Below are 19505 nucleotides of genomic sequence, written 5' to 3' on the forward strand. Positions count from 1 at the left end.
CCCATCAGCCTATACGCGTACGCGAGAGATTTTAGAAAAGCTCATATTATCATGCAATTAGTCATCGTTGAATCACCTGCAAAAGCCAAGACAATCGAGAAATATTTGGGCCCCGGGTTCAAGGTTCTGGCGTCCTACGGACATATCCGCGATTTGCCGCCCAAGGATGGTTCTGTTGATCCTGAAAATGGCTTTGAAATGCTGTGGGATAATTATGCTGACAAAGCAAAGCAGCTCAAGGCGATAACCGACGAAGCCAAAAAGGCCGACGGCTTAATTCTCGCAACCGACCCTGACCGTGAAGGCGAAGCCATCAGCTGGCATGTGCAGGAAGTGCTCGCCAAGAAAAAGGCGCTGCCTGCAAATGTGGGGCGCGTGACCTTCAACGCGATTACCAAACAGGCTGTCACCGACGCCATGAAGCATCCGCGGGCGTTGGATATCGACCTGATCGACGCCTATCGCGCGCGCCGTGCATTGGATTATCTGGTTGGCTTTACGCTGTCGCCGGTATTGTGGCGCAAACTGCCGGGCGCAAAGTCCGCTGGTCGTGTCCAGTCGGTTGCCCTGCGCTTAATCGTTGAGCGCGAGCGCGAGATCGAAGCGTTTCGTGCGCAGGAATATTGGTCGGTGAAGGCTGCAATGGAGCATAAGGGGCAAAAGTTCGATGCCCGCCTGACCCAATATCTCGGCAAAAAACTCGATAAAATGGATTTGAAAACCGAGGTCGAGGCAGAGCAAGCGCGCGCCGCGGTCGAGGCAGGTAAGTTCACCGTCGATTCTGTTGAAACAAAGCCGGTCACGCGCAACCCACAGCCACCATTTACGACATCCACACTTCAGCAGGAAGCCGCGCGCAAGCTAGGCTTTTCGGCCAGTCACACCATGCGGATTGCGCAAGGGCTGTATGAAGATGGTGCGATCACCTATATGCGTACGGACGGTGTCCAAATGGACCACAGTGCCATTTCCGCCGCGCGTAAAACGATCTCCGACCGCTTTGACAGCGGCTATCTGCCCGACAAACCGCGGGTCTACCAAAGCAAAGCCAAAAACGCGCAAGAAGCCCACGAAGCCATTCGTCCGACCGATTTCTCCAAGGATAAGGCAGGTTCCGGCGATCATGGCCGTTTGTATGACCTGATCTACAAACGCGCGATGGCCAGCCAGATGGCGTCAGCACGGATGGAGCGAACCACGGTTGATCTGGTTGACGGCACCGGACAGACCGCGCTCCGCGCCACAGGTCAGGTTATGAAATTCCCCGGTTTCTTGGCCGTTTACGAAGAAGGTCTGGACGATAGCGAGAGCGAAGATGGTGCGATTTTGCCAGCGATGTCCGTCGGCGATGCGCCCGCGAAGCATGCCGTTGAGAAAGCGCAGCATTTCACACAACCACCTCCGCGTTTTTCCGAAGCTACGCTCGTAAAGCGTTTGGAAGAGTTGGGTATTGGTCGTCCATCGACATATGCGTCGACCATTCAGGTTCTGAAAGACAGGGCATATGTCCGTGTCGAAAAAAATCGTTTTTTTGCAGAGGAATCGGGCCGACTTCTCACAGCATTTCTTGAACGGTTTTTTGAACGCTATGTCGCTTATGATTATACCGCAGGGCTGGAGGATCAGCTTGATGAAATCAGCGGCGGTCGTGCAAATTGGCAGGCGTTTCTGGAATCATTCTGGCGTGATTTTAAGCCAAAGACGGCTGAAGTCATGGAGCAAAAGCCTTCCGAGGTAACCGCTGAGCTGGATATCTTCCTGTCGCCGTATTTGTTTCCTGAGCGTGAAGATGGCACTGACCCGCGCCTATGCCCGAAATGCGGTGCGGGCAGACTTGCCCTTCGTGGTGGCAAATTTGGCGCTTTTGTCGCGTGTTCCAATTATCCGGATTGCAAATACACGCGGAAATTTGCACAGCCCGGTGGCGAAAATGGCGAGGACACAGGCCCTGAAGTGCTTGGTCAACATCCAGAAACGCAGTTGGAGGTTAGCCGCAAATCAGGTCGTTTTGGTCCCTATTTCGAAATGGGCGAAGGCAAAGACGCCAAGCGCGCATCTATCCCGAAAGATATTCCTGCTGAGGATATCGGCCTGGAGTGGGCGGTAAAGCTACTGTCCTTGCCGCGCACGGTTGGAACCCACCCCGAAAGCGGTGAGCCGATAACAGCCAGCATTGGGCGTTATGGGCCATATCTGGCGCATAATGGGAAATATGCGCGGTTGCAGTCGACGAGCGAAGTGTTCGAAACGGGCATGAACAGTGCAGTGGCAAAGCTTGCCGAGGCGGCCGCCAATCCGGGTCGCGGTCGCGGCGCTGCACGTGCTCCGCTTAAGGAGCTTGGAAAGCATCCACGTACCGAGGCTGAACTTAAGCTGATGGAAGGCCGCTTTGGGCCTTATGTGACCGACGGTACGACCAACGCGACTTTGCCCAAGTCGATTGCACCCGACGAACTCACGCTGGAGGAAGCTGCGCAATTGATCGACGCACGCGCGGCCATGCCATCAAAAACAAAAAAGAAAGCGGCGCCGAAGAAAAAGGCTGCACCTAAGAAAAAGGCGGCAGCTAAACCTAAGGCAAAAACAGCGAAATAGTTCCAATTTTGTCATTCCCGACTTGATCGGGAATCCATGGACTTGGCTGTAAGCCTTAAACTGAACCGTCAGACCATGGGTTCCCGCGTGCGCGGGAACGACACTATTTGGATGTAGGAGGCAGTTTCGTTACTCGACCCATTCGAGCCCAATATCGCGATACAAGGTGCGATCCTCGTCCCACTTGGCGTGCACCTTCACATGCAAATAGAGATGGACCTTCACGCCCATCAATTTGGCCAATTCGGTGCGGGCCGCTTCGCCAATCGCCTTGATCCGTGCGCCGCCTTTGCCAAGTACGATTGCGCGCTGGGTCGGTCTGGCGACAAGGATTTGTTGGTGGATTTCCAACGAACCATCTTCGCGTTCGCTATATTTCTCGGTCTCCACGGCGCTGGCATAAGGCAGCTCTTCATGGAGTTGGAGATATAGCTGCTCTCGCGTGATTTCAGACGCGATCAGACGGTCTGTGGCGTCGGAAACCTGATCTTCAGGGAAATGCCATTCGCCCTCGGGCATCGCATCCGCAAGCGCCTGCTTAAATTCGTCAAGGCCGTCACCCGTTGCCGCGCTTATATAGTAAATTTGTTCGAAATCGCATTTTTCGGTCAATTTCGTCGTCAGCGACAGCAGCTTTTCCTTGGCGGCAATATCGACCTTGTTCAGCACCAACCACTTGCGTTCGGGGCGGCCCTTGAGGCCTTCCAATATCTTTTCCACCTTTGGACCAGCACCGGCGCGGCCGTCGACGATGAGCGCAATCATGTCAGCATCGCCCGCACCATCCCAAGCCGCGGCAACCATGGCGCGGTCAAAGCGGCGTTGTGCCGCAAATATGCCTGGCGTGTCGACCAATATGATCTGTGTTTCGCCGGCGAGCGCGACTCCAAGCATACGTGTGCGGGTCGTTTGCGCCTTGGGGCTGACAATCGCGACCTTTTGGCCAACCAAAGCATTGACCAGCGTGGATTTGCCCGCATTCGGTGCGCCAATAATGGCGACATGACCGCATTTTTTGGTCATGCGTGTACGTCCAAAAATGCGAGCGCGGCCGCAGTTTCCGCAGCCTGTTTGCTGTGCGCCGTCGCGGTGACGGGGTCAAAACCTTTTACGGTGACGGTAATTTCAAATGTCATAGCGTGGGGAGGGCCTTCTTTTTTCGTTATTATATATTCCGGAACCTTGCGGCCATGTGCGGCACACCATTCCTGAAGCGCGGATTTGGGGTGCTTTGGCGCACCATTGGCAGTTTCGATCAACGGACCCCAGAGGCGTTCGATTAGCGTGCGCGCGGCGTCGATACCGTGGTCCAAATAAAGAGCGCCGATCAGCGCCTCCATAACGTCCCCAAGCACATTGTCGCTTTGCTGCGCCCCGTCGTCGCGCGCTTGTTTGCCAAGCCGCAAATGATCGGGAACCCCATGCTGACGCGCGATATCCGCACATGTCAGTCCCGATACCAAGGCGTTCAATCGGTGCGACAAGCGACCTTCTGCCTCCTCGGCATATCGGTGGTACAGCATGTCCGCGATGACCAGACCCAATATCCGGTCACCCAAAAACTCAAGCCGTTGATAATCCGCCTGTCCGGTGCTGCCATGCGTTAACGCGCGGTGATATAGCGCCAGATCCAACGGTGGCTCGGGCATTAAAGCCTTCAGCCAATTATCCTTATCGCTGTTGGTCAAAACCCTTGTCCAATGCGGTCAGGGCGTGCCGCGGTAAACCATGTCCATGGCAGCAGCCAATGTGACGACCCATCGGTCGAAAATACCGACACCAGCGCGCGCCCGACGAGATTTTCTTGTGGCACGATGCCGATGGCACCGGGCTTATCAATGGGTGTCCAGCGGCTGTCCGCGCTGCGGTCGCGGTTGTCGCCCATCAGGAACAGGTCCTTTTCACCAACAACAAAGGCTTCGGTGTTGTCGCCTTCCAATCCGTTGGCGAGGTCGAGAATTTCGTAGCTCTTGCCCTCTGGCAAAGTCTCACGAAAACGCGGGTACCGGCATTGCGTGCCACCATCCGGGCTGGCCTCTTCCATGTCGGGGCGCCAGCACGGGAAGGGGTTGCGGTCCATTTCAGCGGTATCGCGCATATTTTGGGTCACCGGGATAACAAGATCGGCAATGCGTTCTTTTTTGACCGCCACACCGTTAATCTCCAAAATGCCGTTGCGCATTTGGATGACGTCACCGGGAAGGCCGATCACGCGCTTAATATAATCTGTACCGTTCGACATGGGTGCCTTGAACACCACAACATCGCCGCGCTTTGGCGCGCTGGCGAATATCCGCCCGGGGATAAGGGGCAAGGAAAATGGCAGGCTATATTTGGAATAGCCATACGGCCATTTTGCCACCAGCAGATAGTCACCGATGAGCAAGCGGGGCTGCATCGATTCCGAAGGAATATTGAACGGGGACACGATGAAACTGCGCAGAATGAACACGAATACCGCCAGCTTCAAAAGGAAGCCGCCAAATTCGCGCCATTCGGATGGGGGCGTTGCTGGTTGCGGTTGTGAAGGAGCAGCCGCGTTCGCGTCGTCTGTCTTGTCGGTGGGTGAGGTCACATAATCTCGCAAATTAATGTCGTCTTATGACGGATTGGCTGGCCTTTTATCGCGTAGACGCGCTATTTGCCAGCGTCGAGATTCACAGGCGACATTCGCGCGATTGATAAAGGGTATATGATGACGGATCACAGCTGGGCTGAGCTTGAAAAGCAGCAAGAAAAAACGCTGGTTGAGCTGTTTGCGTCAGACCCCGACCGCGTTGCCAAAATGACCATAGAACAGTCGGGACTGCGCTTTGACATGTCGAAAACACATCTTGATGACGCCATGCTGTCTCAATTTGCCAAACTTGCCGAAGACATGCATTTGGACGACCCCAAATCGGCATTATTTTCGGGCGCAGCAATCAACGTGACTGAAGGCCGTGCTGCCGAGCATACGGCAGAGCGTGGCAATGGCGATGTGCAGGCCGTTGCCCATGCACGTGCACTTCAAGAACGCATGCGTGGCCTTGTCGAGGCGATCGACGCTGGCTTCATGGGCGACATCAAACATATTTTGCACATCGGCATTGGCGGCTCTGCGCTTGGGCCGAAATTGCTGGTCGATGCGCTCGGCCGCGATGGTGCACGGTACGATGTCAAAGTTGTGTCGAATATCGATGGCGCTGCTCTGACGGAGGCTGTGAAAGGCATGGACCCGCATAAGACAATCGTCGCGGTCGCATCCAAAACCTTCACCACGACGGAAACCTTGCTGAATGCAACCAGCGCAATGGAGTGGATGCGCGACGGCGGCGTTGCCGATCCTTATGCCCAGATCGTGGCGCTTACGGCCAATCCGGACAAAGCGCTTGAATGGGGCGTGGATGAAAACCGCATATTGCCGTTCAATGAATCGGTTGGCGGGCGCTATTCGCTTTGGTGCTCGATTGGCTTTCCCGTGGCACTCGGGCTTGGCTGGGCCGTGTATGAAGAACTGCTTGAAGGTGCCGCGGCGATGGACCGGCATTTCCGCAATGCGCCCCTGTTGGAAAATGCACCAACGATGGCTGCGTTCTGCGATCTATATTATGCCCAGATAAAGGCTTGCGAGACCCGCGCGGTTTTTGCTTATGACGAACGTCTGCGATTGCTGCCCGATTATCTTCAGCAGTTGGAAATGGAATCAAACGGCAAATCGGTGACAGCCGAAGGTGTGCCGCTCGGCCGCAACAGCGCGCCAGTCACATGGGGCGGGGTTGGAACCGACGCGCAACATGCGGTATTCCAGTTATTGCATCAGGGGACGCATCTTATTCCCGTTGAATTCATTGCGAGCAAAACGCCCGGACATGACTATGATACCGCGCATCATGAGACGCTGTTGGTGAACTGTTTTGCCCAAGGCGCGGCGTTGATGGCGGGGCAGAAGTCAGATGATCTGGCACGCAACTACGCTGGCAACCGACCATCAACCACGATATTGATGGACGATGTGACGCCGTCGGCGTTGGGCGCATTGATTGCGTTTTACGAACACCGGACTTTTGTGAATGCAGTGTTGCTCGGCATTAACCCGTTTGACCAATTCGGGGTTGAGCTGGGCAAGCAAATCGCAAAAAGCATCGGCGATACTGGCGCCACGGGCTTTGATCCATCCACGACGGCATTGATTGCGGCGGCATTGGGCGACAACTGACCGTTCGATAAGACAGATGAAAAAATGCCATTGGCAAATGCGTTGCGGCGCAACCATATGTCCATGATATAAGGAAAAAATAGCATGGCTGAATTTGAATATGATCTGTTTGTCATTGGCGCTGGATCGGGCGGGGTTCGCGCATCGCGGATAGCGGCGTCGCATGGCGCGCGTGTCGCCGTTGCCGAAGAACATCGCGTGGGTGGCACATGCGTTATCCGCGGATGTGTTCCCAAAAAGCTGCTCGTCTACGGATCCCATTTCGCCGAAGACCTGCACGACGCGCAACGTTTCGGATGGAACATGGCGGGCGCGACGTTCGATTGGAATATTTTGCGCGACAATGTCGCGGCGGAGGTGAACCGTCTCGAAGGTCTTTACGGCCAGACGCTTGGCAACAACAAGGTGGAGGTGTTTCGCGAACGCGCGGTCGTGACAGGGCCCAACAGCGTGCGTTTGGCAAGCGGACGCGAGATTTCGGTGGCCTATATCCTTATCGCCACGGGCGCTTGGCCATCGGTTCCTGAAATACCGGGCGCCGGGCATGGTATCACGTCAAATGAAGTGTTTAGCTTGCCCGAGCTGCCTAAACGGGCGGTGATCGCAGGCGGCGGCTATATCGCGAATGAGTTTGCCGGTATCTTCAACGAACTTGGCGTCAAAGTCAGCCTTGTGACCCATGGCGACCGCATTCTGCGCAGTTATGATGACGAAATTGTTGACCGCCTTGTGGACATTAGCGGCCATAAGGGCATCGATATTCGCTTCAACTGTAGCTTCAAATCCATCACCAAGCAGGATGATGGCAGCTTGGTGATCGAAACCAACCAAGGCGAGACGATTGAAACCGATCTTCTGCTATGGGCCATTGGTCGGACGCCGCACAGCAAAGGCCTTGGCCTTGAAGAGGTTGGCATCGCGCTTGGTAAGGACGGCTCGGTTCAGGTTGGCGACGACAATCGGACCAACGTGCCCAGCATTTATGCGGTGGGCGATGTCACCAATCGCGTGCAGCTCACACCCATTGCGATCCGCGAAGGCCATGCTTTTGCCGACAGCGTCTTTGGCAACAATCCGCGCACGGTGAATTATGACTGCATACCGACTGCGGTGTTCAGTAATCCGCCAATTGCCAGCGTCGGGATGACCGAGACCGAAGCCCGCGCGGCGCATCCTGACGTCAAAATATACAAAAGCGATTTCCGCGCGATGAAGAATGTGTTGGCCGACCGCAACGAACGCGCTTTGTATAAAATGGTGGTCGCGGGCGCAAACGAGCGCGTGGTCGGGTTGCACTTGATTGGTCCAGACAGTGGCGAGATCCTTCAAGCAGCGGCCATTGCGGTCAAAGCAGGGCTGACGAAGCAGGATTTCGACGATACCGTCGCGCTGCATCCAAGCATGTCCGAAGAACTGGTGTTGATGAAATAACGGAAAACTTCACCGAAGCCCTGAGCCTGTCGAAGGGCGTTTATCAGCTATCACTGCGGTTTATGGAAAGTGAATGATTTCGTCGCCCGATGTCCATTTGGGGTAGCGGGTCATGATATGGCCAAACAGGTCCGACGCAAGCAGTCCGTTCAGCCAAGCCTGAAGCGCGGACAGTGGCAATGCGTCGAACCATATCGGGTCCGTTGCAGCAAACTGCCGGACAAAAGGAAACAACGCGATGTCGGTAAATGCCGGCTGGGCGCCACCTAAATAGGGTTGCGTCGCCAATATCTCGTTCATGCCCGACAAATGCTCCCGTGCGGCCTCACGATGTTCCAAACCGTCTGCCAGACCATAACGATGCGGATATTTGTAGCGGTCGAGCGCGTGTTTGAACGGGCCATCATTGGCGGCGATCATGCCCGCATCCTCATGGGCCAGCCAATTCTCAGGATCATTTTGCGCCAATGCCCAGCGCATGATGTCCAGGCTCTCGTCGACAACATGACCGTCGCCCACAACTAACACCGGAACTGTGCCCTTTGGCGACACCGCGACCATTTCAGGCGGCTTGTCCCGAAGCACCACTTCGCGTAGTTCGACCTGAACCTTACTCACCGCAATCGCCATTCTTGCCCGCATGGCGTAAGGGCATCGGCGGAAACTGTAGAGGATCGGGCGGTCAGTCATCAAGTCGAGGATTGACGCCGATATGCTGTTTGCCGCGTTTTTTGGCGAGCGCGATCTGTTTCTGCCGCTCGGCGAAACGCGCGCGGTCTTCGTCGGTGCGTTCGGCATAGCAAGCCGGGCAGGCGACGCCTTCGATGAAATGTGCTGACGCCTTGTCCTCTTGCGAAATCGGTCTGCGGCAGGCATGGCACAATTCCATTTCGCCAAGCTCAAGCCCATGCTTCACGGACACGCGCTCGTCGAAGACGAAGCATTCGCCCTGCCATTTGCTCTCTGCTTCTGGAATATTCTCAAGATAGCGCAATATGCCGCCTTCGAGGTGGTAGACATCGTCTATCCCCTCCGATTTCAGGAAGGCGGTCGATTTTTCGCAACGTATGCCGCCGGTGCAGAACATCGCAAACTTGGTTTTTCCGGCAGCAAGTTCATTGCGATGCGCGCGAAACCATTCCGGAAATTCGCTGAATGATTTGGTCCGCGGATCGACTGCGCCTTCAAAGGTGCCAATCGCAACCTCATAATCATTGCGGGTATCGATGAGGACGGTGTCCGGATCGGAGATCAATGCATTCCAATCCTCTGGCTGCACATAGGTGCCGACTTCACGTTTCGGGTCGATACCGTCAACGCCCAGCGTAACAATTTCCTTCTTCAACCGCACTTTCATCCGATAGAATGGCATTTGATTGGCATGCGAATATTTGACGTCGAGTTCGGCGCAGCCCGGAATGGCGCGCAGAAACGAAATGAGGGCGTCGATAGCAGCGGGCTCTCCGGCGACGGTGCCGTTGATTCCTTCATGCGCTAGTAAAATGGTGCCTTTGATGCCGCCTGCAGTGCACTGATCGTGGATTAGCGGCTGAAGCGCTGCAGGCGTATCGAACGAAACGAAGCGATAGAGTGCAGCGACTTTGATGGGATGAACTTGTTCCATGGAGTGGCCCTATAGCGTCCTTTTTCGCTTTTGGCAGCTTTGAATATTACCCCGATAATCGTAAATTTAATCGCACGATTAATTTGCAATTGCATCGCCACGATGCCAAAGCTTCACGCAACAAAATTGCTTATGGGGAAAACCATGTCGGCCAATATTGCTGAACTGGAATTGCGGCGCGCAGCGTCCAAATTGGGTGGCGGACAAAAGCGTATTGACGCGCAACATGCCAAGGGCCGCCTGACGGCGCGCGAACGGCTTGATATTCTGCTGGATGAAGGCAGCTTCGAAGAGCTCGACGCCTATGTGACGCATAATTGCACCGACTTTGGCATGGCCGAACAGAAGATCCCCGGCGACGGCGTTGTCACCGGCAGCGGCACTATCAACGGCCGCTTGGTCTATGTCTACAGTCAAGATTTCACGGTATTCGGCGGGTCGCTATCCGAGGCGCATGCGATGAAAATCTGCAAGGTCTTGGACAATGCGATGAAGGTCGGCGCGCCCGTCATTGGCCTAAACGACAGCGGCGGCGCGCGTATTCAGGAAGGCGTCGCATCGCTTGGCGGCTATGCCGAGGTGTTTCAACGCAATACACTTGCAAGCGGGGTGGTTCCGCAAATCAGCCTCATCATGGGCCCATGCGCGGGTGGTGCGGTATATTCGCCAGCGATTACGGACTTCATCTTCATGGTGAAGGACAGCAGCTATATGTTCGTCACTGGTCCTGATGTGGTCAAGACGGTGACCAATGAAGTCGTCACGCAGGAAGAGCTTGGCGGCGCGGTTTCGCATACGACCAAGTCGGGTGTCGCCGACAATGCTTTCGAAAATGATATTGAGGCGCTGCTGTCGGTCCGTGATTTCTTCGACTATTTGCCAGAGAATAACCGCACCGGCGTTCCGGAACGGCCAACCGAAGACGCGTGGGACCGGATTGAACCAAGCCTCGACACGTTAATCCCGCCAAGCGCGAACCAGCCTTATGATATGCATGAGCTGATCCGCAAAACGGTTGACGAGGGCGACTTTTTTGAGGTTCAGCCAACACATGCGGCCAATGTTATCATCGGATTTGGCCGCATTGAGGGCCGGACAGTGGGCATCGTCGCCAATCAGCCCATGGTGCTGGCGGGTGTGCTCGACATCAACAGCTCCAAAAAAGCCGCGCGCTTTGTCCGCTTCTGCGACGCATTCGATATTCCGATCGTCACCTTCGTCGACGTTCCTGGTTTCTTGCCAGGGACCGCGCAGGAATATGGCGGTATCATCAAGCATGGCGCGAAATTGCTCTTTGCCTATGCCGAGGCAACCGTGCCCAAAATCACCATCATCACGCGCAAGGCCTATGGCGGCGCCTATGACGTGATGGCGTCCAAGCATTTGCGCGGTGACCTTAACTACGCATGGCCGACCGCTGAAATCGCGGTGATGGGCGCAAAGGGCGCGGTTGAAATCATCTTCCGCGGGCTATCCACTGAAGAGCAGGCGGTGAAGACCGCGGAATATGAAGACCGCTTTGCTAACCCCTTTGTGGCGGCGAGCAAGGGCTTTATCGACGAGGTCATCTACCCGCATTCTACCCGGAAACGGATTGCCTTGGGCCTGAGAAAATTGCGGAACAAGGGGTTGGAAAACCCTTGGAAAAAGCATGACAATATTCCGTTGTAGTAAATGATTTATTTGATCTTTGTTGGAGATTGAAATGGCAAAAGGAGATCATTTCGGCGGTTCGACCGCAATCGGGTTGCACGGGTCATTTATCGGTATAGCTCGTGGAAAATTGAAAAATAAAATAAATATAGATTACCATTTAACAGATAAGGCTCCCCGCGAAAGCGCCCGGGCGTTAGCCGAGCGGCCGAAGAAGAATCACCGCCGGAAGGCAAAAGAAACTTCGAAACGTGTAATCAAACCACAACAAGCCAAACAAAAAACAGAACCGCTTTCGAAGAATCAGGTTATTGTAAGGAAGGTCGAGAAGGCTGAAAGGCGAGTGGCATTAAAAGAGGCTGAAATTGTCACAGCAAAAAAACGCGTACAAATGCTAGAGACAGAGTTAGACAACGCTTTAATTGAACTCCATTTCGCTAAAAAACTTCTGCCCATAACGAATGTCGAAGAGGCAGTTGCCACAACACAGAAATTTGATGAAGAATTATGAAACTAGGCCGTCTCAACCATATCGGCGTCGCCACGCCTTCCATTGCGGACAGCATCGTCTTTTACCGCGACGTGATGGGCGCGACGAAGATCCATGATCCGTTCGACTTGCCGGATCAGGGGGTGAAGGTTTGCTTTGTCGACACGCCCGGGGCCGATGGCGCGTTGAACGGAACGCAGATCGAGCTGATTGAGCCGCTGCCGGGCAATACCTCCATCGCCGCGTTTCTGGAAAAGAACCCTGCGGGCGGGCAGCATCATGTGTGTTACGAAGTACCCGACATTCACGCTGCCAAGGCGGAGTTTGAGGCTATGGGCAAGCGCGTGCTGGGCGAACCAAGGATTGGTGCGCACGGGACGCTGATTTTCTTTGTGCACCCGAAGGACATGCAGGGTGTGCTGACTGAAATTATGGAGGTGCCTTCGCAGGCACATTGACCAACCACCACATCGTCACCCTGAACGTGTTTCAGGGTCCATTTATAATCCCAGAGCGTGGGTTTTTGGGAGGCAAAATGGATGCTGAAACGAGTTCAGCATGACGGTGAATAGAATGAAGGGAGCTTGAACTATGACCTATGAAACCATCCGCCTCGACATTTCGGACAATGTCGCAACAATAACCCTCAACCGCCCTGAGCGCCTGAACGCCATGGCGCCGCAGATGGCGGACGACATTAGCGCTGCGCTTGACCAATTGAATGGCGCGCGCGTTGTCCTGATTACCGGCGAAGGCCGCGCCTTTTGCTCGGGCGCTGACTTGTCTGCACGCGGCGCAGGTGCATCGGTGAGCGGCGGGCAGGGGGCTTATTCGGCGCTGACCAAAAGCTACAACCCGTTGATGCTCAAGCTGGCCAAACTTGACGTGCCAATCATCACAGCTGTCAACGGTCCTGCAGCCGGCGTTGGCTGCAGCCTTGCGCTCGCCAGCGATTTTGCGATTGCCGGCAAATCCGCTTACTTCCTCCAGGCCTTTGTCAACATTGGTTTGGTGCCCGACGGCGGCGCAAGCTGGATGCTTTCGCGCCTTGTCGGTAAGGCACGCGCGACCGAAATGATGTTGCTTGGCGAAAAAATCCCTGCGGATAAAGCTGCAGATTGGGGCCTGATCTACAAGTCTGTCGATGATGCCGAACTGATGACTGAAGCGATGGCTTTGGCAACACGGTTGGCCAACGGGCCGACCGTCGCCATTGGCATCATGCGTCAGAATATCGCTGCGGCGTTGGATGCGGATTATGCAACCGCCTTGCTGCGTGAGGCCGAAGGTCAAAAGATTGCGGGTGACAGCAACGATGCCCGCGAAGGTGCGATTGCCTTTTTGCAGAAACGTAAGGCCGAGTTTAAGGGACAGTAACTGTCTACCAAGGCCGTCACCCTGAACTTGTTTCTGGTTCTTAATTGGCAACGGTGAAAGTAAGATGCTGAAACAAGTTCAGCATGACGGGATTCAAATGTGAGTTTGTAATGGCGAATATCGACGAGTGGAAAAAAGCGGCTGACAAAGAGGTTAAGGGCAAAGACCTGACCTGGCACACGCCCGAGGGCATTGCCGTCAAGCCGCTTTATACCAGTGAGGACGCTGGTGACCCCGGGCTTCCCGGATTTGCGCCGTTCACACGCGGTGTGCGTGCGTCGATGTATGCAGGTCGTCCATGGACCATCCGTCAATATGCGGGTTTTTCGACCGCCGAGGAATCCAACGCCTTTTATCGCCGCAACCTTGCCGCCGGGCAAAAGGGTCTTTCGGTTGCGTTCGATCTCGCCACCCATCGCGGCTATGACAGCGACCATCCGCGCGTAGTCGGCGATGTCGGTAAGGCGGGCGTTGCTATCGATAGCGTTGAGGACATGAAGATCCTGTTCGACGGCATTCCGTTAGACCAAATGTCGGTGTCGATGACGATGAACGGCGCAGTCATTCCGATCCTTGCGTTCTTCATCGTCGCTGGTGAAGAGCAGGGCGTATCGCAGGCGCAACTCGACGGCACCATCCAGAACGACATCCTTAAAGAGTTCATGGTCCGCAACACCTATATTTACCCGCCCGAACCATCGATGCGGATCGTTTCGGACATTATCGCGTACACCAGCGCCAATATGCCCAAGTTCAACAGCATTTCGATCTCCGGCTATCACATGCATGAAGCCGGCGCGACCGCAGTGCAGGAGCTTGCCTTCACCATCGCCGACGGCAAGGAATATGTGCAGCGCGCGATGGCTTCCGGCTTGGATATCGATGCGTTCGCCGGCCGGTTGTCCTTCTTCTTTGGCATCGGCATGAACTTCTTCATGGAAGTGTCAAAGCTGCGCGCCGCGCGGACTTTGTGGCACCGCGTCATGGATGAGCTCGGCGCAAAGGATGAACGCTCCAAAATGCTGCGCACACATTGCCAGACATCGGGCGTCAGCTTGCAAGAGCAGGATCCTTACAACAACGTCATCCGCACCACCGTGGAAGCGATGGCGGCGACCTTTGGCGGGACGCAGAGCCTGCACACCAATGCGTTGGACGAAGCCATTGCGTTGCCGACGGAATTCTCTGCCCGCATCGCCCGCAACACACAGATCATCCTGACCGAAGAAACCGGCATCACCAAGGTCGTCGATCCTTTGGGTGGCAGCTATTATGTCGAGGCCCTGACCGCAGAGCTGGTTGATCAGGCGTGGAAGATCATCGGTGAAATCGACGAACTTGGCGGCATGACCAAGGCTGTCGCATCGGGCATGCCCAAACGTTTGATCGAAGAAGCCGCCGCCGCGCGTCAGGCACGAGTGGACAAGGGCGAGGACGTCATCGTCGGCGTCAACAAATATCGGCTGGAAACAGAAGACCAGCTCGATACGCTGGAGGTCGATAACGACTTTGTCCGTCAGGGCCAGATTGCACGGCTTGCCGCCACGCGCGCGTCGCGTGATGAAGCAGCGTGTCAGGCCGCGTTGAATGCGCTGACCGAAGGCGCGCGTGTGTTCCCCGGCGAAGGCCGGGGTCCAGCGCCGCACAACGCAACGTCCGGGACTGGACCCCTGCCTGCGCAGGGGAACACAAACCTCCTCGCGCTTGCAGTAGACGCCGCCCGCGCACGCGCGACTTTGGGCGAGATATCCGACGCAATGGAGGCTGTGTTTGGCCGCTATGCGACCACGCCTGTGCCTGTGCAGGGTATTTATGGCAGCGCGCATGAATTCGACAAACGCTGGGCACAAGTGCTCGACGGCGTCGCATCGGTTGGCCGCCGCTTGGGCCGCAAACCGAAATTGCTCGTCGCCAAAATGGGCCAGGACGGCCACGACCGCGGAGCAAACGTCATTGCCTCTGCATTTTCTGACATGGGCTTTGACGTTATCAGCGGGCCGTTGTTCCAGACACCCGAAGAAACCGTTGTGTTGGCGCTTCAGCATGATGTGGATGCCGTGGGGGCCTCAAGCCTCGCCGCGGGTCACAAAACGCTGATCCCAGAGCTGATAAAGGGTCTGCGTGAAGCAGGGCGCGGCGATATCAAGGTCATTGCCGGTGGCGTCATTCCGCCGCAGGATTATGATTATCTGCGTGAAGCCGGCGTTCAGGGTATTTATGGCCCAGGCAGCAATGTTGTTGAGTGCGCAGCCGATGTTTTGACTTTGCTCGGCCACAACATGCCGCCTTTGGGAGAATCCACGTGACCGTCCGCACCGATTGGACCCGCGCAGAAATCGCGGCACTGTTTGACCTGCCGTTCGACGAGTTGGTCTATCAGGCGCAAACCGTCCACCGCGCGCATCATGCGGCGGGACAGATCCAGCTTTGCACATTGCTATCGATCAAGACCGGCGGTTGCCCGGAAGACTGCGGCTATTGCTCACAATCCGTAAAAGCAGACAGCGGCGTTGAGGCAACCAAGTTGATGGACGTGCAGGCCGTGCTGCAAAAGGCAGCAGAGGCAGCAGACGCCGGTTCGCGTCGCTTCTGCATGGGCGCTGCGTGGCGCAATCCCAAAGATCGGGACATGCCCGCAATTGTCCAGATTGTTCAGGGCGTGCGCGCCATGGGCATGGAAACCTGCATGACGCTTGGCATGCTAACGCCCAAGCAGGCCGATATGCTGGCCGAGGCGGGGCTCGATTATTATAACCATAATATCGACACCAGCCCCGAGCGGTATAATGAGATCATCACCACGCGGACGATGGACGACCGGCTCGACACGCTGGCCGAGGTCCGCCGTGCGGGCATCAATGTGTGCAGTGGCGGCATTGTCGGTTTGGGCGAGACCCGCACCGACCGCGTCGGCTTCATCCACACACTTGCGACCCTGCCGGCCCACCCCGAAAGTGTGCCCGTCAATGCACTGGTGCCAGTCAAGGGCACCGTGCTGGGCGATATGCTTGCCGACACGCCGCTGGCGAAGATCGACGACATCGAATTCGTCCGCACGATCGCGGTTGCCCGCATCACTATGCCTATGAGCATGGTGCGGTTAAGCGCGGGGCGTGAGTCCATGTCCGAGGCGACACAGGCTTTGTGCTTCATGGCGGGTGCGAACAGCATCTTCACCGGCGACAAATTGCTGACCGCGGCCAACGCGGGCGACGACAAGGACGCCGCAATGCTGGCCAAGCTGGGGCTTGTGCCAATGGAGGCCGAGGAGCCGCTGCGGGCGTGCAAGGCACTGGAGGCGGCGGAGTGAGCTTGGCTTTCGGTAGGTTTTGCGCCGATTTAGGGCTTCCGCTCAGAAGTGCTTATTCTTGGTGCGCGATCAATCGTGAAAAGCAACAAGCCATCTTTACGGTTTGGGATGACGAAATAGACCATGACAAAAATGAATATGAGTTTTGGAACGACGAAGTTGATAATGCACGCCTTTCTAACCCAGATCGAAGAAAGACAAGAAATCTCGAAGAGATGAGGCAGATTTTGCTGGAAGCTATGGATAATGGCTATCAAACTTTGGGCATTCGCTGCACGCCGCGTTACCCGCTCACTAGTCCAAGAAGCCGGGAATCATACGTCGAGAATGAGCTGTTGGTCGTCCACCTGCGACACACACCCACCGGAATCACAGGACGATTTCAAGGCAAGGTCGCCTCAAATTCCATTAGGCGCACGGAATCTCTAGCCCAAACGATGGGTCTGTCGGCAATAGACGACCTCGACGGAGATCCGCCCGGCAACGCTACACCAGACCGATGGGCATTTTCTGGCACTTTTTTCGTTCGCGATAGCAAGGTGCGGGATAAGGTCATCAAGCGAGCCAAAGGCAAATGTGAATATTGTGGAAGTCTCGGCTTTAAGAAATACGGTGGTGCATATTATCTTGAAGCCCATCACATCATCAGCTTAGCAAAACAGGGACCGGATACCCTTGAAAACGTCATTGCATTGTGTCCCAACCACCACCGCGAAGCGCATTTTGGCGAAGGTTCGCAAGAGCTCGAAGCAAAGTTCAAAACGATACTCGCCAAGTTGAGAGGCAACTAATATGTTCAAGAAAATCCTGATCGCCAACCGTGGCGAAATCGCTTGCCGTATCATCAAGACCGCACGCCGGATGGGGATCGCAACTGTCGCGGTCTATTCGGATGCTGATGCGCGAGCGCCATTTGTGCAGATGGCCGACGAGGCGGTGCATATCGGGCCTTCGCCTGCCGCGCAGTCTTATTTGATTGCCGACAAGATCATTGCCGCGTGCAAGCAAACCGGCGCTGAGGCCGTCCACCCCGGCTATGGCTTCCTGTCCGAACGCACCAGCTTTGCCGAGGCTTTGGCCAAGGAAAACATCGCGTTCATCGGACCGCCAGTGAATGCAATTGCGGCGATGGGCGACAAGATTGAGTCCAAGAAACTGGCGATGAAAGCGGGCGTGAATGTCGTTCCCGGCTTTGTTGGCGAGATTGACGATACAGAGCACGCCGTGCGGATTTCGGAAGAAATCGGCTATCCGGTGATGATGAAAGCCAGCGCCGGCGGCGGTGGCAAGGGGATGCGGCTTGCTTATAATGAGCAGGACGTACGCGAAGGCTTTGAAGCGACCAAGCGCGAAGGGCTGAATTCCTTCGGCGACGACCGCGTTTTCATCGAAAAATTCATCCTCAACCCGCGCCATATCGAAATCCAGATACTGGGCGATCAGCACGGCAATATTTTATACCTCAACGAACGCGAATGTTCGATCCAGCGGCGGCACCAGAAGGTCGTGGAAGAGGCACCTTCGCCCTTCGTCACACCCAAGATGCGCAAGGCGATGGGTGAGCAATGCGTCGCATTGTCGCGCGCGGTGGGCTATTATTCGGCGGGTACGGTTGAGTTGATCGTATCGGGCGCGGACCCGAGCGGCGAGAGCTTTTACTTCCTCGAAATGAACACCCGTTTGCAGGTTGAGCATCCGGTGACCGAATGCATCACCGGCATCGATTTGGTCGAACAGATGATCCGCGTTGCCGCTGGCGAGAAGCTTGCCATGACGCAGGACGACATCAAAATCGACGGTTGGTCCATCGAAAACCGCGTCTATGCCGAAGATCCCTATCGCGGTTTCTTGCCCTCAACAGGCCGCCTCACGCGCTATCGCCCACCAGTCGCAGGCTGGACCGAGGACGAAGACGCTAATGGCCGTCGCGGTGTCGAAGGCGTTCGCGTTGACGACGGCGTCTATGATGGCGGCGAAGTTTCAATGTTCTACGACCCGATGATCGCCAAGCTGATCACATGGGGTAAATCCCGCGACGAGGCAGCAGACTTGCAGATCGCCGCGCTGGACCGCTTTGAAATCGAAGGCCTTGGCCACAATATCGATTTCGTCAGCGCCATCATGCAGCATCCGCGTTTCCGTTCCGGCGAATTGACCACTGGCTTCATCGCCGAGGAGTATCCGGACGGTTTCCATGGCGCAGCATCAACGCCCGAGCTGGTCAAATCACTCGCCGCTATCGCAGGGTTCGTTGCGACGGCGGAAGCCGACCGCGCACGTCATGTTGATGGCCAATTGGGCGATACGCTTGAGCCGCCTGCGCGCTGGCAAGTGAAGATCGGTGACGCTGTCCATGACATCGAAATGATCGATGGCGACATGCACGTCGACGGAGAACATTTCGATCTTTCGATGGAATATGATCCGGGTGATCGTTTGATTGAGGCTGAAGTCGGTGATGAAGAGCTGGCGGTCAAAATTTCGAAGATGCGGACCGGCTTTAAGCTAACCACGCGCGGCGCAACACATGTCGCACGTGTCCTGCCGGGGCATATCGCGCATTTGGCCGATCATATGATCGAAAAGATCGCGCCCGATCTCTCCAGGTTCCTCATTTGCCCGATGCCCGGGCTGTTGACGACATTGCACGTCAATGTGGGCGATGCCGTGGAAGCCGGGCAACCGCTCGCCGTGGTGGAAGCCATGAAGATGGAGAATATCCTGCGCGCCGAGAAATCCGGAACGGTGAAGATCGTCAACGCCAAGGCAGGTGACAGCCTTGCTGTGGATGCCGTCATCCTGGAAATGGAATAATATGCGCGCGGTG

17 protein-coding genes are annotated in these 19505 nt (G+C 55.8%); 11 read left to right on the forward strand and 6 right to left on the reverse strand.

The annotated features are described in order from the left end of the window. Nucleotides 1–51: 51 nt before the first annotated feature. Complete coding sequence (gene topA, locus ACIQZK_RS01540) at nt 52–2595, forward strand: type I DNA topoisomerase (RefSeq protein ID WP_397574600.1); 2544 nt, start codon at nt 52–54, stop codon at nt 2593–2595. A 129-nt stretch (nt 2596–2724) separates the two neighbouring features. Here the strand turns inward: topA and era are convergent, their stop codons facing one another. The 3 genes from era to lepB are packed head-to-tail and all read right to left on the reverse strand — an operon-like array spanning nt 2725 to nt 5170. Continuing rightward, nucleotides 2725–3618 carry a GTPase Era gene (gene era, locus ACIQZK_RS01545; protein ID WP_397574601.1) on the reverse strand — a complete coding sequence of 298 codons (894 nt, stop codon included), beginning with the start codon at nt 3616–3618 and terminating at the stop codon, nt 2725–2727. Further along, a complete protein-coding gene (gene rnc / locus ACIQZK_RS01550) occupies nt 3615–4283 on the reverse strand; it encodes a ribonuclease III (protein ID WP_397574602.1) in 669 nt (222 codons plus the stop codon). Before rnc ends, era begins: the two co-directional genes overlap by 4 nt. Continuing rightward, on the reverse strand, nt 4280–5170 hold the full coding sequence (lepB, locus tag ACIQZK_RS01555) for a signal peptidase I (protein WP_397574603.1): 891 nt from the start codon (nt 5168–5170) through the stop codon (nt 4280–4282). The genes rnc and lepB overlap by 4 nt, the downstream gene beginning before the upstream one ends. A 120-nt stretch (nt 5171–5290) precedes the next feature. On the opposite strand from lepB, the gene pgi reads away from it, so the two are divergent. Both pgi and gorA read left to right on the forward strand, forming a co-directional pair. After that, nucleotides 5291–6793 (forward strand): glucose-6-phosphate isomerase, encoded by a 1503-nt coding sequence (gene pgi / locus ACIQZK_RS01560; RefSeq protein ID WP_397574676.1) that lies wholly within the window; start codon nt 5291–5293, stop codon nt 6791–6793. Between the two features lie 84 nt (nt 6794–6877). After that, entirely contained in the window at nt 6878–8224 is a 1347-nt protein-coding gene (gene gorA / locus ACIQZK_RS01565) for a glutathione-disulfide reductase (RefSeq protein ID WP_397574604.1), read from the forward strand. A gap of 60 nt (nt 8225–8284) precedes the next feature. Here gorA and ACIQZK_RS01570 read toward each other — a convergent pair whose 3' ends face one another. Beyond that, nucleotides 8285–8914 carry a glutathione S-transferase gene (locus ACIQZK_RS01570; RefSeq protein WP_397574605.1) on the reverse strand — a complete coding sequence of 210 codons (630 nt, stop codon included), beginning with the start codon at nt 8912–8914 and terminating at the stop codon, nt 8285–8287. After that, the gene (locus ACIQZK_RS01575; protein ID WP_397574606.1) at nt 8907–9848 is read right to left on the reverse strand and encodes a rhodanese-related sulfurtransferase; all 942 of its coding nucleotides are present in this window, start codon (nt 9846–9848) and stop codon (nt 8907–8909) included. Before ACIQZK_RS01575 ends, ACIQZK_RS01570 begins: the two co-directional genes overlap by 8 nt. 144 nt (nt 9849–9992) lie before the next feature. On the opposite strand from ACIQZK_RS01575, the gene ACIQZK_RS01580 reads away from it, so the two are divergent. Genes ACIQZK_RS01580 through mce form a run of 3 tightly spaced genes read left to right on the forward strand, consistent with a single transcriptional unit; the run spans nt 9993 to nt 12449 of the window. After that, complete coding sequence (locus ACIQZK_RS01580; protein ID WP_397574607.1) at nt 9993–11519, forward strand: acyl-CoA carboxylase subunit beta; 1527 nt, start codon at nt 9993–9995, stop codon at nt 11517–11519. A gap of 34 nt (nt 11520–11553) precedes the next feature. Beyond that, nucleotides 11554–12012, forward strand: coding sequence for a hypothetical protein (locus ACIQZK_RS01585; RefSeq protein WP_397574608.1), 459 nt, complete (start codon nt 11554–11556; stop codon nt 12010–12012). Next, nucleotides 12009–12449, forward strand: a complete 441-nt coding sequence (mce, locus tag ACIQZK_RS01590; protein ID WP_397574609.1) for a methylmalonyl-CoA epimerase — start codon at nt 12009–12011, stop codon at nt 12447–12449. The genes ACIQZK_RS01585 and mce overlap by 4 nt, the downstream gene beginning before the upstream one ends. Nucleotides 12450–12580: 131 nt before the next feature. Here the strand turns inward: mce and ACIQZK_RS01595 are convergent, their stop codons facing one another. Next, entirely contained in the window at nt 12581–12631 is a 51-nt protein-coding gene (locus ACIQZK_RS01595) for a hypothetical protein (RefSeq protein ID WP_397574677.1), read from the reverse strand. On the opposite strand from ACIQZK_RS01595, the gene ACIQZK_RS01600 reads away from it, so the two are divergent. The 5 genes from ACIQZK_RS01600 (at nt 12610) to ACIQZK_RS01620 (ending at nt 19492) form a co-directional block, all read left to right on the forward strand. Then, nucleotides 12610–13368 (forward strand): enoyl-CoA hydratase-related protein, encoded by a 759-nt coding sequence (locus tag ACIQZK_RS01600; RefSeq protein ID WP_397574678.1) that lies wholly within the window; start codon nt 12610–12612, stop codon nt 13366–13368. The genes ACIQZK_RS01595 and ACIQZK_RS01600 overlap by 22 nt on opposite strands. A 110-nt stretch (nt 13369–13478) precedes the next feature. Next, a complete protein-coding gene (gene scpA / locus ACIQZK_RS01605; RefSeq protein WP_397574679.1) occupies nt 13479–15674 on the forward strand; it encodes a methylmalonyl-CoA mutase in 2196 nt (731 codons plus the stop codon). After that, on the forward strand, nt 15671–16678 hold the full coding sequence (gene bioB / locus ACIQZK_RS01610; protein ID WP_397574610.1) for a biotin synthase BioB: 1008 nt from the start codon (nt 15671–15673) through the stop codon (nt 16676–16678). The genes scpA and bioB overlap by 4 nt, the downstream gene beginning before the upstream one ends. Further along, nucleotides 16675–17469, forward strand: coding sequence for an HNH endonuclease (locus tag ACIQZK_RS01615; protein WP_397574611.1), 795 nt, complete (start codon nt 16675–16677; stop codon nt 17467–17469). The genes bioB and ACIQZK_RS01615 overlap by 4 nt, the downstream gene beginning before the upstream one ends. Before the next feature lies 1 nt (nt 17470). Beyond that, nucleotides 17471–19492 carry a biotin carboxylase N-terminal domain-containing protein gene (locus tag ACIQZK_RS01620; RefSeq protein ID WP_397574612.1) on the forward strand — a complete coding sequence of 674 codons (2022 nt, stop codon included), beginning with the start codon at nt 17471–17473 and terminating at the stop codon, nt 19490–19492. Nucleotides 19493–19505: the final 13 nt, after the last annotated feature.

It is taken from the genome of Sphingorhabdus sp. (assembly GCF_044338195.1).
Classification (GTDB): domain Bacteria; phylum Pseudomonadota; class Alphaproteobacteria; order Sphingomonadales; family Sphingomonadaceae; genus Sphingorhabdus_B.